This window comes from Streptomyces misionensis, assembly GCF_900104815.1.
GTDB lineage: Bacteria > Actinomycetota > Actinomycetes > Streptomycetales > Streptomycetaceae > Streptomyces > Streptomyces misionensis.
Genome location: NZ_FNTD01000004.1, coordinates 6,574,722 through 6,588,405, shown reverse-complemented (window position 1 = coordinate 6,588,405; position 13,684 = coordinate 6,574,722). Strand labels below are relative to the sequence as shown.

The following is a 13,684-nucleotide window of genomic DNA, read 5'->3' as shown; positions in this document are numbered from 1 at the left end:
AGTTGTTACTAATTCGTGTTTGTTTGTTCGGCGCGTGGGTCGTTGACTGTCCACCACGCGGCGCCGCTCCCCCCGGCGCCCGCCCCGGCCTGCACCGGGACACATCACGGGTTTTTTCAATCCGAGGAGAATCATGTTTCTTGCTCGTACGGCGACCGGCCGCCGCTGGGCCCTCGTCGCGGGCGCCGCCGTCACGTCCGGCGCCCTGCTCACCGGTTGTTCCGGGGGCGGAACCTCGTCGTCCGGCGGAAACTCCAGCGACACCATCAACTACGCGCTCCCGGCGAACTTCACGCCGAACTGGATCCTCCCGGTCGGCACGGCCGCGCACCTCAACACCAACAACTCCTCCATATCCCAGGTCCTCTGGGAGCCGCTGATCGCCTACGACGGCTCCACCGGCCAGGTCGGCTGGAACAAGGACAACTCCCTCGCCACCGCCGCGGACTTCGGCAAGGACAGCAAGAGCGTCACGATCACCCTCGGCAACCGGCACTGGAGCGACGGAAAGCCGATCACCTCGCGCGACGTCGAGTTCTGGTACAACCTGGTCAAGGCGAACAAGGCCGACTGGGCAAGCTACAGTCCGGGCAAGGCGCCGGACAACTGGACCTCGCTGAAGACCGTCGACGACACGCACCTCACGATCACGTTCGACAAGGCGTACAACCAACAGTGGATGCTCGCCGACGAGTTGAGCATGATCCGCGTGATGCCGCAGCACGTCTGGGACAAGACCGGCGACTCCGGTGCCGTCTCCGACCTGGACCGCACCCCCGCCGGCGCCAAGCGGGTCTGGACGTACCTCAACAACGCCGCCAAGAACATCTCCGGTTACGCCACCGACCCGCTCTGGAAGACGGTCAGCGGTCCCTACACCCTCAAGTCCTTCTCCACCGCGGGCAAGGTCGAGCTGACCGCCAACGCCAAGTACGACGGCGGCGGCAAGGCCAACATCAAGAACGTCAACCTGCTGCCGTTCACCACGACCGACGCCGAGGAGAACGCGCTGCGGGCCGGCACGGTCGACTACGGCTACATCAACGCCACCGACCTCGGCCAGGAAGCCGCCTTCAAGTCCCGGGGCTACACGGTCAAGCCGTGGGCGGGCTGGGCGATCACCTACATGCCCTACAACTTCAACAACCCGGCCATGGGCGCCGTCTTCAAGCAGCTGTACGCCCGCCAGGCGATCCAGATGTCGGTCGACCAGACCAGCCTCTCCAAGGTGGTCTTCAACGGCACCGCGGTCCCCACCTACGGCCCGATCCCCCAGGGGCAGGCCTCCGACTTCGTCTCCCCGAGGCAGAAGGACAACCCGTACCCGTTCGACACCGCCAAGGCCAGGCAGCTGCTGACCTCGCACGGCTGGACCGAGCGGAACGGCACCATGGTGTGCGACGACGCCGGCGGTGGCAGCGACCAGTGCGGCCCGGGCGTCGCCAAGGGCACCAGGTTCGAGATGCAGGTGCTGTCCCAGTCCGGTTCGACCGTGACCGACAACATGATGAGCGCGCTGCAGTCCTCCTTCGCGAAGACCGGCATCAAGTTCACCATCAAGACCGCCCCGGTCAACTCGGTCCTCTCGCAGGCCGGTCAGTGCACCTCCGGCCAGTCGGGCTGCGGGTGGCAGCTGTCCTTCTTCGGCACCGCGGGCAGCTGGTACTTCCCGGCGTACCCGAGCGGTGACGCGCTCTTCCAGACCGGCGGCGGCTCCAACTTCGGCAGCTACTCCAACCCGGCGGTGGACAAGCTGATCACCGAGACCACCACCTCCGACTCCACCGCCGCGGTCCAGAAGTACAGCGCCGCGCTGGCCGAGGACCTGCCGGTGGTCTGGCTGCCGGAGCCCGACTACCAGGTCTCCGTGGTCAGGGACGGCCTGGGCGGGTTCGCCCAGGACTCGCTCGCCAACTTCCACCCCGCCATGTGGAAGTGGACGAACAAGTGAGCCCGTCCGGCGACCCCGCGCACACCTGAGCCGAAGCGACCGGAAAACACATGAGTACTCCCTCGTACCTGATCAGACGCGTCCTCCAGGCCGTCGCGGTGATCCTCATCGTGACGATCGTGGTCTTCGGTCTGCTGCACGCCCTGCCCGGGGGGCCCGCCCGCGGCATCCTCGGCCCGCAGGCCACGGCGCAGCAGATCGCCCGGTTCAACCATGAACAGGGCCTCGACAAGCCCCTGCCCGTGCAGTACCTCTACTACCTGAACCAGCTGCTGCACGGCGACCTCGGCACCTCCTACACCCTGAACGCGCCGGTCGCCCGGCTCATCGGGGAGCGGCTGCCCAAGACCCTGGTCCTGACCGTGCTGTCGGCCGTCATCGGCCTGCTCCTGGCGATCCCGCTGGGCATGTGGCAGGCCGTGCGGCGCAACAAGCCGGTGGACTACGTCATCACCACGCTGAGCTTCGTCGCCTACTCCACGCCCGTGTACTTCCTCGGGCTGATCCTGGTGCTGCTGTTCAGCCAGGTGCTGCCGTGGTTCCCGTCCCAGGCGCCGCAGGGGGACACGCTCGCCCAGGTGTTCTCCGACCCGCGGGCCCTGGTGCTGCCGGTGGTCGCCGGCGCCGCCTCCATGGTCGCCGTGTTCAGCCGCTACATGCGCGCCGCCACCCTGGAGAACCTCTCCGAGGACTACGTCAGGACGGCGCGGGCCGGCGGTTCCCGCTCCCGCGCCATCCTGCGGCGGCACGTCTTCCGCAACTCCCTGACCCCGGTGGTCGCCATGCTCGGCTACTACGTGCCGGTGCTCTTCGGCGGTGCACTGGTGGTGGAGCAGCTCTTCAACTACCCCGGCATGGGGCTGCTGTTCTGGACCGCCGCGCAGGCCTCGGACTACCCGGTGCTGCTGGGCTGCGTGCTGGTCATCGCCATCGCCACCGTGGTCGGCACGCTGCTGGCCGACATCGTCCAGCGGATCATCGATCCCCGAGTGAAGGCAGGCCGGTCATGAGCGCCGTCGTCCAGCCGGCCGAGACGTCCGGCACGGCCGGCACCCCGCGTGAGACCTCGGGCGCCCGGCTCGCCGTCCGGCGCTTCCTGCGCAACCGGCTCGCCGTCGCCGGACTCTGCGTCGTGGCCTTCTTCGTCCTGTTCTGCTTCGTGGGCCCGCTGGTGTACTCCACGGACCAGACCCACACCGCGCTCCAGCAGGTCAACCTCTCCCCCAGCGGCGCCCACTGGCTCGGCACCGACGCCGTCGGCCACGACGAACTGGGCCGGCTCATGTACGGCGGCAAGGTGTCGCTGATCGTCGGTCTCGCCGCGGGCGTCCTGGCCACCGTCATCGGCACCCTGTGGGGCGCGGCCGCGGGCTACGCGGGCGGCTGGATCGACGCGGTGATGATGCGGATCGTGGACGCGGGCATCGCCATCCCCGCCCTGTTCATCCTGCTGGTGGTCTCCGCCATCACCACGCCCGGCCTCGGCGGCCTGATCCTCATCCTCGGCCTGGTGTCGTGGCTGGTGCCGTCCCGGCTGATCCGGGCCGAGACCCTGACCCTGAAGAACCGCGACTACGTGCTGACCTTGCGGGCCATCGGGGGGACGCACGCCCGCGCGATCCTGCGGCACATCCTGCCCAACTCCGTGTCGACCATCATCGTCGCCACGACCTTCCAGATCGCCGACGCCATCCTGCTCGTCGCCTACGTCTCCTACCTGGGCCTCGGCGTGCAGCCGCCGGCCACCGACTGGGGCGGCATGCTCTCGGCGGGACTCACCGCCGCCTACTCCGGCTACTGGTGGCTCATCGTGCCGCCCGGCCTCGCCATCATCCTGGTGGTGTGGGCGTTCAACGCGATCGGAGACGGGCTCCGTGACGCATTCGACGTGAGGGGACGCGGATGACCGCCACCCAGGCCCGTGCCGCCGCGACGGCCGAGCCGATTCTCGAACTCGACGACCTCGGTGTCGTCTTCACCACCGAGTCCGCCCAGGTGCCCGCCGTACGGGGCGTGTCCCTGCACGTCCGTCCCGGCGAGACCCTCGCTCTGGTCGGCGAGTCGGGCTCCGGCAAGTCCACCGTCGCGCTGGCCGCGATGGGGCTGCTGGCCGGCAACGCCCGGGTCACCGGCCGGGCCGTGATCGACGGCACCGACGTCGTCGCCGCCGACGAGGCCGGGCTCGCCGCGCTGCGCGGCCGGACCGTCTCCATGGTGTTCCAGGAGCCGGCCACCGCGCTCGACCCGCTCACCCGGATCGGCAAGCAGATCGCCGAGGTGATCCGCAACCACCGCGAGGTCTCCGCCAAGGACGCCGCCGCCGAGGCCGTCGACCTGCTGCGCAGGGTCGGCATCCCCGAGCCGGAGAAGCGTGCGGCCGCCTATCCCTTCCAGCTCTCCGGCGGGCAGCGGCAGCGGGTGGTCATCGCCATGGCGATCGCCAACGACCCCGCGCTGCTGATCGCGGACGAGCCGACCACCGCGCTCGACGTCACCGTGCAGGCCGAGATCCTCGACCTGCTGCGCAGGCTCGCCGCCGAGACCGGCACCGGCGTCCTGCTCGTCACCCACAACATGGGCGTGGTCGCGGACTTCGCGGACCGGGTCGCCGTGATGTACCACGGCGAGATCGTGGAGACCGGCCCGGTCGAGGACGTCCTGCTGCGCCCGACGCACGACTACACCCGGCGGCTGCTGGCCGCCGTGCCCCGGCTGTCGGTCGCCGAGGCCGGCCGTCCCGCGCCGGCCCGCGAGCCCGCCCCGGGCGGCGGCTCCGACCGCACGGCCGGTGCGCCCGTCGTCGAACTCCGCGGGATCTCCGTGGTGTTCGGCCGCGGCAAGCGCGCGGTGCGCGCCCTCGACGACGTCTCGCTCACCGTCCGCCCCGGCGAAACCCTGGGCCTGGTGGGCGAGTCGGGCTCCGGCAAGTCCACCGCGGCGCGCGTCGCGCTCGGTCTGATCCCGCCGACGTCCGGCACCGTCTCCCTGTTCGGCGCCGACCTCGCCCGTACCCGCTCCCGCGCCCGCCGGGCGCTGCGCGCCGGCATAGGCGTGGTCCTCCAGGACCCGGTCGCCTCGCTCGACGCCAGGATGACGGTCGGCGAGTGCGTCGCCGAGCCGCTGCGGGTGCACCGCCGTGAGCTGTCCGCGCAGGACCGGCGCGACCGTGTGCTGGCCGTGCTCGACCGGGTGCGGCTGCCCCGCGACGTCGTCCGCCGCGCCCCCGGCGAACTTTCCGGCGGCCAGCGCCAGCGGGTCAGCCTGGCCCGCGCCCTGGTGCTCGAACCCCGGCTGCTGGTCGCCGACGAGCCCACCAGCGCGCTCGACGTGAGCGTGCAGGAGTCCGTGCTGGAGGTCATCACCGAACTCCAGGACGAACTCGGCTTCGCCTGCCTGTTCGTCTCCCACGACCTCGCCGTCGTCCAGCACTTCGCCCGCCGGGTCGCCGTCATGCGGGCCGGGCGGATCGAGGAACAGGGGCCCACCGGCGAGACGCTGCTGCACCCGGAGACCGACTACACCCGCCGGCTGCTGGCCGCCGTCCCGGTGCCCGACCCGGTGGTGCAACGCGGCCGCAGAGCCGAACGCCTGGCCACCCTGGCGGCCGGACGCACGGAGGGCGAGGCGTGAGCGCGCACGACCGGACGCTGTTCGCCGGCGTGGACATCGGCGGGACCACCACCCAGGTGGTGCTCTGCGACGACGACCTCACCGTGCTGGACCGGGCCGAGACGACCACCCCGGCGGCCCGCGGCGGACAGGCCATGGTCGACGCCGCACTGGGCGCGCTGGCGCCGCTGCTGCGCCGCGTCCCCGGCCGGCTGGCCGGCGCCGGCGTCGGCGCGGCCGGGGTGGTGGACTCCGCCGCGGGCCGCATCCTGGTGGCCAGCGACTCCTTCCGCGGCTGGGCGGGCTTCCCGGTCACCGCGGCCGTCGCGGACGCGCTGGGCGTACCGGCGTACCTCGACAACGACGTCAACGCCTTCCTGCGCGGGGAGGTGTCCTCGGGCGCGGTCCGGGGCGAGCGGGACGTGCTCGGCATCGCGCTGGGCACCGGCGTCGGCGGCGCCGTCTGGACGGACGGCCGGCTGTTCGCCGGACCGCACGGCGCGGCCGGGGAGATCGGGCACATCCCCGGCTTCGGCGACCTGGGCTGCACCTGCGGGGGGCGCGGCCATCTGGAGACCCTGGCCTCCGGCCGCTCCATCGGCGCGCGGTACGCCGACCGCACCGGCCGCCGCCTCACCGCGCGGGAGGTCGCCGACGCGGCCGCGCACGGCGACGAGGACGCCCTCGCGGTGTACCGCGCGGCGGGCGCCGGGCTCGCCCGCGCGGTCGTCATGACGGCGGGCCTCGTCGACATCACCACGGTGGTGATCGGCGGCGGCGTCAGCCGCGCCTGGCACCTCCTCGAACCGGCCGTCCTCGCCCGGCTCGCCGAGGAACCCCCGGTCAGCGGTCACCCCGTCCGCCTGGTCCGGGCGGGGCTCGGCACGGACGCCGTACCGGTGGGCGCCGCCGCCCTCGCCCGCCTGGGCACGACGTCTGACGGGGGCGCACGCCCCGCCGTCTCCGCATCGGTGCGCGAGCCCTGACGTTCCGGGCGCCCTCGCCGCTGCCCGGCTGGACGCGTGGCCGCGTCCTCACCCATCCGGCCCGCAGCGCCGGCTCCCGCGGCCGGCTGCTCGCCTCCGCCCGCGGGGGCGTCGACCTGCCGCAGTACGCCGACGAAGCCCAGCGGGCGCGGGAGATCGAGGAGGACGCCGGCCGGCCCGCCGCCGTCCTCCTCGACGACATGGACACCGCGCTGCGCCGCTTCCTCGCCGCGGCCGGTGACCACCCGGCGGATGCCTGGGAGGTGCCGGTGCGCTGGCTCGGCGGCGGCCTCCGGCCGGTGCGCGGGGTCGTCGGGAGCATGCTGCGCGAGGTCGAGGTCCACCACACCGACCTGGCGACCGGTCATGGCCCGGACCGCCGGCCCGCCCTGCTGGTCGGCCGCGAGCTGGAGACGACCGTGCGGCGTCTGCGCGACGACCCCGGCGCCCCGCCCATGACGCTGGTCGCCGACGAGGACCGGATCCCACGGGTGACCGGCGCCGGGCCGGGGCCACGGGTGACGGGTCCGGCGGCGGATCTGCCGGGCTGGCTCACCGGGCGGACCGACGGCGGGGCACTGGCCGTCGAACCGCCCGGCCACCTGCCGGCTCACCGGTCCGGCGCAGCTGACCGGGCCCGCCCCGCCACCGGTCTTGCCTCTGCTCAGCGCCGCGGTCGTGGCTGGTGCGCGGCGAGTCCGGCGTGGGCGAGGGCCAGCAGTGCGACGGCCGCGAGCAGCGCCGGTGTCGTCGTGAGGTGGCCGAGGAGCGTGAGGACGTACGGGGTGAACATGCCGAGGTAGGCCACCGTCCAGAACCGGGCCGTCCAGCGGGCGAGCCGGTGCGGCGGGGCGAGGGCCGCGGTCCGGGTGAGGCCGTAGGTGAGGGCCAGTCCGTAGCCCGCGCCGAGCACGACCGCCGCGAGGAGGGCGAGGGGCTCGTTCCCGGTCGCGGCGGCGACGGCCGCGGTCGCCGTGCCGGCCGCCACGACCAGGAGGCCCGCGGTGGGCGTCGACGGGGCGCGCCGTGCGGTGAGCAGACCGGTGCCGGGGACGACGGCCGTCGCGAGGCCCGTGAGGACCAGGCCGGTGTGCAGGGTGCTCGGCAGCGTGACGAACCCGATGGTGGGCGCCGTGAAGACCCAGGGCGCCAGCGGCAGCACGGTACGCCGGAAGCGGCGGCCGGTGTGTTCGTGGGCGGCTGCGGAGCCGAGGGGGCGGGCCGGCCGGTGCGTCTCCGGTGCGGCCAGCGCGAGCCACCCCGCCGCCGCGCCGAGGAGGACGTGCGGAACGTACGCCGTCACCATCGGCCAGGGAGCCCACCGGGCTATGAGCGCCGCCGCGAGGCCGCCCGTCGCGAAGCCCGCGGAGACGAACAGCCCGGCGCGGCGCGGGGAGCCGGAGAGTTCCTTGATCCAGGCGCTGCCCGCGGCCAGCAGCGCGCCCGCGCCGACCCCGGTCAGGAAGCGTCCGGGCAGCAGCAGCCAGGTGTGGCCCCACGCGCCGCCGGCCATGAGGAGCAGCGTGGACAGGACGTTGAGGGCGAGGGCCGCGAGGGCCACCCGGCGCCGTCCCCTGCGGTCCGCGAGCGGGCCCGCGATCAGCAGCGCCGGGATCAGGCCGACGACGTAAACCGCGAACAGGCCGGTCACCGTCGACTCGGTGAGGCCGAAGCGGCCTCGGTAGGCGCCGAGCAGGGCGGAGAACTGGTTGGCGCTCCAGCCGGAGGCCAGCATGATCCAGGCGGCGCGGGCGCCCGGGGCGCCGGCGGTCGCGGGAACGGCGGCGACGGGGGCGGTGACAGGGGATGCGGTCATGCTCCCATTCGTACGTGCCCGACCGTTCGGCGCGCGCCGAACCTTCACGATTCGTGAACGGCCCGCGCCTGCCGTCCGGCTCCCCGTCTACCCTGCTCGTATGGCGCTTGACCTGCGGCTGTTGTCCTCGTTTCTGGCGGTCGTCGAGGAAGGGCACTTCGGACGGGCCGCGGCGCGGCTCTTCCTGTCGCCGCCCGCCGTCACCCAGCATGTGCGCCGCCTGGAAGGCCAGGTCGGCGTGCGGCTCCTCGACCGGTCCGGCTCCCCCGTCGTACCGACGGCCGCCGGTGTGCGGCTCGCCGGACACGCGCGCACCCTCCTCGACGCCGCGAACGCCGCCCTCGACGACCTGGCGGACGTCACGCGGGAGCCGGAACACGGGCGCCCGCTGCGGGTGGGCATCATGGGGCACGGTTCGGCGGAGCTGACCCCCGCGGCCATCAACGCCTACCGGCGGGCGCGGCCCGAGGTGCGGGTGGAGATACGGCAACTGGACTTCACGGAGCATGTGACCGCGCTGGTGGAGGACCGGGTGGACGTCGCCTTCGTGCGGCCGAGCCCACAGGACGAGCGGCTCGTGGCGGACGTCCTCACCACCGAGCAGCGGATCGTCGTCGTGCACGAACGGTCCCCGCTGGCCGACGCCCGGACCTCCGGGGTGCGCGTCGCGGACCTCGCCGAGCTGCCGCTGTTCCGTGTCCCCGGGCACACCCCGCAGACGTTCACCGAGTACCTGTACTTCGAGGACCGCGCCCAGCGCCGCAGCTCCGAGTACGCCGTCACCCCCCAGGAGGTGCTGACCGGGGTGGTCACCGGGCGGGCCGCGGGCTCCGGCCTGCGCTCCTTCGCGCGGTACTACGCGTGGCCGGGCGCCGTCTTCATACCCGTCCTCGACGCCCCCTGGGACAGCAGCTACCTCGCGGTGCGCGCCGGTGACGACAATCCGGAGGTGCGGATCTTCCGGGCACTCGCGGTGGCCCTCGCGAAGGACCTGGGCCCCGCCGTCAACTCCCCGCTGCACGGTTCCGGTTGACGAGCAAAGACCCGGCGCGACCGCCCGACCGAGGAGGGACGCCGATTCCGCAATACCCTCAACCACCCTGGCGCGGAGGGCTTCTTCGGTTGATCATTGTTCAACCACCGTGTGCCGTAAGCCAGTCACTGATCTTGAGGGAGCCCCATGCCCACCGCGCAGGTGCCCGACATCCTCTCGCCCGAATTCGCCGCGGACCCCTACTCGGCGTACCGCCAGATGCGCGATGCCGCGCCCCTCATATGGCACGAACCGACGCAGAGTTACATCGTCTCGCGCTACGACGACGTCGAGCACGTCTTCAAGGACAGGAACGGCGAGTTCACCACCGACAACTACGACTGGCAGATCGAGCCCGTGCACGGCAGGACGATCCTCCAGCTCAGCGGCCGTGAGCACGCCGTGCGCCGCGCCCTCGTCGCCCCCGCCTTCCGCGGCACCGACCTCCAGGAGAAGTTCCTCCCCGTCATCGAGCGCAACTCGCGCGAACTGATCGACGCCTTCCGGGACTCCGGCTCCGCCGACCTGGTCAACGACTACGCCACCCGCTTTCCGGTCAACGTGATCGCCGACATGCTGGGCCTCGACAAGGCGGACCACGCACGCTTCCACCGCTGGTACACGTCCGTCATCGCCTTCCTCGGCAACCTCTCGGGCGACCCCGAGGTGGCCGCGGCGGGCGAGCGGACCCGCGTCGAGTTCGCCGAGTACATGCTGCCGATCATCCGGGAACGCCGCGACAGCCTGGGCGACGACCTGCTGTCCACGCTGTGCACCGCCGAGGTCGACGGTGTGCGGATGAGCGACGAGGACATCAAGGCGTTCTGCAGCCTGCTGCTCGCGGCCGGCGGCGAGACCACCGACAAGGCGATCGCCAGCATCTTCGCGAACCTGCTCCGCCACCCCGACCAGCTCGCGGCCGTCCGCGCGGACCGCGACCTGATCCCGCGGGCCTTCGCCGAGACCCTGCGGTACACCCCGCCCGTCCACATGATCATGCGGCAGTCCGCGACCGAGGTGAAGCTCAGCGGCGGCACCATACCCGCCGGCGTGACCGTCACCTGCCTGATAGGCGCCGCCAACCGGGACGAGAGCCGCTACCGCGAGCCCGACCGCTTCGACATCTTCCGCGACGACCTGACCGCCACCACCGCCTTCTCCGCCGCCGCCGACCACCTCGCCTTCGCGCTCGGCCGGCACTTCTGCGTCGGCGCGCTGCTCGCCAAGGCGGAGGTCGAGATCGGCGTCGGCCAACTGCTGGACGCCATGCCCGACATGCGTCTCGCGGACGGCTTCGACCCGGTCGAGGAAGGCGTCTTCACCCGCGGGCCCCAGCGCCTGCCCGTGCGGTTCACGCCCGTGACGGCCGCCTGACCGGCACCACCGCCGAGGTGAACGGGCCCCGCCCGGGGGCCCGTGCGCCCGCGCCGCCACGCCACCGGGGGCCGGGGCGCCCACCCCACCGGCCAACGGCCATGCGCGCTGCCGGGACGTCGGGCGTCCGCCCCCAGACGGCCACCGGGCATCCGCCCTCCCTGCTCCTCGGGCATCGCCCCTACCGGGTCGTCGGGCACCCGCCCTACTGCACGACCGGCGTGAACCGTACCGGCAGCGCCGTCAGTCCGCGCATCCAGATCGACGGACGCCAGGTCAGCGTCTCCGGCTCGACCGCCAGCACCAGGTCCGGCAGCCGCTCCAGCAGCGTCTCCACGGCCGTCCGCGCCATCACGTCCGCCAGCAGCGGCGCCGGATAGGGGCAGCGGTGCTCGCCGTTGCTGAACGACAGATGCGCGGCGTTCTCCGCGCCCACGTGCGCGTCGGGCCAGATCTGCGGATCGGTGTTGGCCGCGGCCAGCCCCAGCACCAGGCAGTCGCCGGCCCGGATCTGCCGCCCGCCCAGCTGGGTGTCCCGGACGGCCCAGCGCCCGATGAAGTTCTGCGTCGGCGTGTCCAGCCACAGCGCCTCGTTGAGCGCCTCGCCCACGCTGAGCCTGCCGCCCGACACGTTCACCGCGAACCGCTCGTCCGTCAGCAGCAGCCGCAGCGTGTTGCAGATCCAGTTGGCGGTCGGCTGCTGCGCCGCGGCGATCACCGAGATCAGGTCCTGGACGATCTCCTCGTCCGTCAGTCCCGCCGGATGCAGCAGCATGCGCGAGGTGACGTCCGGACCCGGGTTCTCCCGCTTGTCCTTCACCAGTTGCCGCAGCCGCTCGCCCACGCGCCCGTACGCCGCCACCGGGTCGTCGCCCTCCGCCGCGTCGAGCGAGATCCGCAGGTCCTCGACGAGCCGCTGGGTGTCCTCGCCGGAGGTCGGCATCCCGCACATCTGCACCACGGCCCGCATCGGCAGGGCGTGCGCGTATCCGGTCATCAGCTCGGCCTGACCGCTGCCCGCGAAGGCGGCGATGAGCCGGTCGGCGATCAGCTGGCAGTTGCGCGCCAGTTCGAACTGGTCGACGCCCTCCAGCGCCTGGGTGATCACTCCGGCCCGCCGCCGGTGCTCGTCGCCCTCGGTGAACAGCACCGACGGCTGGTAGCCGACGTACGGCAGCAGCGGCCAGTCCGCCGGGATGTTCTCCCACTGGTTCCAGCGCCGGGAGTCCCGCGCGAACAGCTCGTCGTGGCTGGTCACGTAGGTGACCTCGGAGTAGCCGAGCACCAGCCAGGCCGGGATGTCCCCGTCGAGCAGCACCGGCGCCACCGCGCCGTGCTCGCGGCGCAGCGCGCGGTACATCTGCGCCGGCGTCTGCTGGTACTCGAGCCCCGCCAGGCGCACCGCTTCGGTGTGGACGGGGCAGCCCGGCGGGGCCTGGTGCGCGGAAGAGGGATCGGTCACGGTGTCGCCTCCTGGGCCATCGCCAGTTCGTACAGGTGGTCCACGAGGGTGATCAGCACGTCCTTGCCGGACTGCCGGACCCGCGCGTCGCAGTCGACCATCGGTACCTCGTCGGAGAGGGCGAGCGCCTGGCGGATCTCCTCCAGGGAGTACCGGTGGGTGTCGTCGTCGAAGCGGTTGACGGCCACCACGAACGGCGTCCTGTGGTGCTCCAGCCGGTCTATCGCGTACCAGGAGTCGTTCATCCGGCGCGTGTCCACGAGCACCACGGCGCCCAGCGTCCCGGAGAACAGCCTGTCCCAGAGGAACCAGAAGCGCTCCTGGCCGGGCGCGCCGAACAGGTACAGCACCATGCGCTCGTTGAGGCTGATCCGCCCGAAGTCGAACGCCACCGTCGTGGTGGTCTTCGACGCGACCGCGCTGGTCTCGTCGAGGCCGACGCCGGCCTGCGTCATCACCTCCTCGGTGTTCAGCGGCCGGATCTCGCTGACCGAGCGGACCAGGGTCGTCTTGCCGACACCGAAACCGCCCACGATGACGATCTTCAGTCCGGTCTCCGCCGCATCGTCCAGTGGCGTGCGGCGGGCGGGCAGCTCAGAGGTTGCGGAGCCCATGGAGCACCTCCTTGAGAAGGGCGGAGTCGGGGAGCGAGGCGACGGACTGCGCCGCGCGCGGACGGCGGGCGGTGATGCGGCCGGTGTCGAGCAGGTCCCCGAGCAGGATGCGCACCACCGTGATGGGCAGTTTCAGCTCCGCGGCGATCTCGACGACGGCCGTGGGGTGTTCGCACAGCTCCAGGATCCGGGCGTGCTCCGACTGCATGCCCGCCGTGGGCCGGCACTCGCTGACGATCAGGGTGACCAGGTCGAAGGAGTCGTCGGCGCGGCTCCGGCCGGCCGTGACCGTGTAGAGCCGGTCGGGGTCGCCGGTGTCCACGGGCTTGCGCATCACGACGCGGCACTCCCGGGAAAGGGCTCTCGGGGCTCGGCGCGCAGGTGCTCGCCGATCTGCTCCACCAGCTCCGTCATCTGGTGGCCCACCACGCCCGGGTCGGCGTCCTCCTCCGCGAGGACCGCCAGGTGCGCTCCCTCGCCGGCCTCCACGATGAACAGCAGGCCGCCGTGGAACTCGGTCATGGACTGCCGGACGCCACCGGTGCCGTCGCCGAACTCCACGGACGCGCCGTGGGCCAGGGCCTGGATGCCGGAGCAGATCGCCGCCAGCTGGTCGGCCTGGTCGAGCGTCAGGTGTTCGGTCCAGCAGAGCTTCAGGCCGTCCCGGGACAGGGCCAGGGCGTGCCGGGTGCCGGGGGTGCGCTCCAGGAGATTCTGGAGGAGCCAGGTGAGGCTGTTGTCGGTGGTCTGCATGGTGGGTGGTGGGACGGTGGTACCCGGCTGACCGGTCACCGGCCCGTTCCTCCAATCTCATGAACTCGGGCGGAAGCGGGCGCCGG

At 72.5% G+C, this 13,684-nt stretch carries 12 protein-coding genes and 1 pseudogene; 8 read left to right on the top strand and 5 right to left on the bottom strand.

Features of this window, described 5'->3' with window-relative positions:
* Positions 1 to 133 precede the first annotated feature (133 nt).
* The 6 genes and pseudogenes from BLW85_RS31465 to BLW85_RS40355 form a co-directional block, all read left to right on the top strand.
* The gene (locus tag BLW85_RS31465; protein ID WP_074994369.1) at positions 134 to 1,951 is read left to right on the top strand and encodes a peptide ABC transporter substrate-binding protein; all 1,818 of its coding nucleotides are present in this window, start codon (positions 134 to 136) and stop codon (positions 1,949 to 1,951) included.
* A gap of 50 nt (positions 1,952 to 2,001) precedes the next feature.
* The gene (locus BLW85_RS31460; RefSeq protein ID WP_070022363.1) at positions 2,002 to 2,961 is read left to right on the top strand and encodes an ABC transporter permease; all 960 of its coding nucleotides are present in this window, start codon (positions 2,002 to 2,004) and stop codon (positions 2,959 to 2,961) included.
* Positions 2,958 to 3,857, top strand: a complete 900-nt coding sequence (locus BLW85_RS31455) for an ABC transporter permease (RefSeq protein ID WP_074994366.1) — start codon at positions 2,958 to 2,960, stop codon at positions 3,855 to 3,857. The genes BLW85_RS31460 and BLW85_RS31455 overlap by 4 nt, the downstream gene beginning before the upstream one ends.
* A complete protein-coding gene (locus BLW85_RS31450) occupies positions 3,854 to 5,581 on the top strand; it encodes a dipeptide ABC transporter ATP-binding protein (RefSeq protein WP_074994364.1) in 1,728 nt (575 codons plus the stop codon). Before BLW85_RS31455 ends, BLW85_RS31450 begins: the two co-directional genes overlap by 4 nt.
* On the top strand, positions 5,578 to 6,546 hold the full coding sequence (locus tag BLW85_RS31445; protein WP_074994362.1) for an ROK family protein: 969 nt from the start codon (positions 5,578 to 5,580) through the stop codon (positions 6,544 to 6,546). Before BLW85_RS31450 ends, BLW85_RS31445 begins: the two co-directional genes overlap by 4 nt.
* Positions 6,528 to 7,097: pseudogene (locus tag BLW85_RS40355) on the top strand (maleylpyruvate isomerase family mycothiol-dependent enzyme); the annotation flags it as partial. The gene BLW85_RS31445 and the pseudogene BLW85_RS40355, both read left to right, overlap by 19 nt.
* A gap of 113 nt (positions 7,098 to 7,210) precedes the next feature.
* Here the strand turns inward: BLW85_RS40355 and BLW85_RS31435 are convergent.
* Positions 7,211 to 8,362, bottom strand: a complete 1,152-nt coding sequence (locus BLW85_RS31435; protein ID WP_244174946.1) for an MFS transporter — start codon at positions 8,360 to 8,362, stop codon at positions 7,211 to 7,213.
* Between the two features lie 100 nt (positions 8,363 to 8,462).
* On the opposite strand from BLW85_RS31435, the gene BLW85_RS31430 reads away from it, so the two are divergent.
* Together BLW85_RS31430 and BLW85_RS31425 are read left to right on the top strand one after the other, a co-directional pair.
* The gene (locus tag BLW85_RS31430) at positions 8,463 to 9,395 is read left to right on the top strand and encodes a LysR family transcriptional regulator (RefSeq protein WP_074994357.1); all 933 of its coding nucleotides are present in this window, start codon (positions 8,463 to 8,465) and stop codon (positions 9,393 to 9,395) included.
* A gap of 147 nt (positions 9,396 to 9,542) precedes the next feature.
* Positions 9,543 to 10,769, top strand: coding sequence for a cytochrome P450 (locus BLW85_RS31425; protein WP_070022371.1), 1,227 nt, complete (start codon positions 9,543 to 9,545; stop codon positions 10,767 to 10,769).
* A gap of 205 nt (positions 10,770 to 10,974) precedes the next feature.
* Here BLW85_RS31425 and BLW85_RS31420 read toward each other — a convergent pair whose 3' ends face one another.
* Genes BLW85_RS31420 through BLW85_RS31405 form a run of 4 tightly spaced genes read right to left on the bottom strand, consistent with a single transcriptional unit; the run spans position 10,975 to position 13,637 of the window.
* On the bottom strand, positions 10,975 to 12,231 hold the full coding sequence (locus BLW85_RS31420) for a cytochrome P450 (RefSeq protein WP_074994354.1): 1,257 nt from the start codon (positions 12,229 to 12,231) through the stop codon (positions 10,975 to 10,977).
* Positions 12,228 to 12,845, bottom strand: coding sequence for a GTP-binding protein (locus tag BLW85_RS31415; protein WP_074994351.1), 618 nt, complete (start codon positions 12,843 to 12,845; stop codon positions 12,228 to 12,230). The genes BLW85_RS31420 and BLW85_RS31415 overlap by 4 nt, the downstream gene beginning before the upstream one ends.
* Positions 12,826 to 13,182 carry a DUF742 domain-containing protein gene (locus BLW85_RS31410; protein ID WP_070022374.1) on the bottom strand — a complete coding sequence of 119 codons (357 nt, stop codon included), beginning with the start codon at positions 13,180 to 13,182 and terminating at the stop codon, positions 12,826 to 12,828. Before BLW85_RS31410 ends, BLW85_RS31415 begins: the two co-directional genes overlap by 20 nt.
* Positions 13,179 to 13,637 (bottom strand): roadblock/LC7 domain-containing protein, encoded by a 459-nt coding sequence (locus BLW85_RS31405; protein ID WP_070022375.1) that lies wholly within the window; start codon positions 13,635 to 13,637, stop codon positions 13,179 to 13,181. Before BLW85_RS31405 ends, BLW85_RS31410 begins: the two co-directional genes overlap by 4 nt.
* Positions 13,638 to 13,684: the final 47 nt, after the last annotated feature.

What these genes read in the sequence shown, in the direction of transcription:
- BLW85_RS31465 (WP_074994369.1), top strand. Translation starts at nt 134, where the DNA reads ATGTTTCTTGCTCGTACGGCGACCGGCCGCCGCTGGGCCCTCGTCGCG.
- BLW85_RS31460 (WP_070022363.1), top strand. Translation starts at nt 2,002, where the DNA reads ATGAGTACTCCCTCGTACCTGATCAGACGCGTCCTCCAGGCCGTCGCG.
- BLW85_RS31455 (WP_074994366.1), top strand. Translation starts at nt 2,958, where the DNA reads ATGAGCGCCGTCGTCCAGCCGGCCGAGACGTCCGGCACGGCCGGCACC.
- BLW85_RS31450 (WP_074994364.1), top strand. Translation starts at nt 3,854, where the DNA reads ATGACCGCCACCCAGGCCCGTGCCGCCGCGACGGCCGAGCCGATTCTC.
- BLW85_RS31435 (WP_244174946.1), bottom strand. Translation starts at nt 8,362, where the DNA reads ATGACCGCATCCCCTGTCACCGCCCCCGTCGCCGCCGTTCCCGCGACC.
- BLW85_RS31430 (WP_074994357.1), top strand. Translation starts at nt 8,463, where the DNA reads ATGGCGCTTGACCTGCGGCTGTTGTCCTCGTTTCTGGCGGTCGTCGAG.
- BLW85_RS31425 (WP_070022371.1), top strand. Translation starts at nt 9,543, where the DNA reads ATGCCCACCGCGCAGGTGCCCGACATCCTCTCGCCCGAATTCGCCGCG.
- BLW85_RS31415 (WP_074994351.1), bottom strand. Translation starts at nt 12,845, where the DNA reads ATGGGCTCCGCAACCTCTGAGCTGCCCGCCCGCCGCACGCCACTGGAC.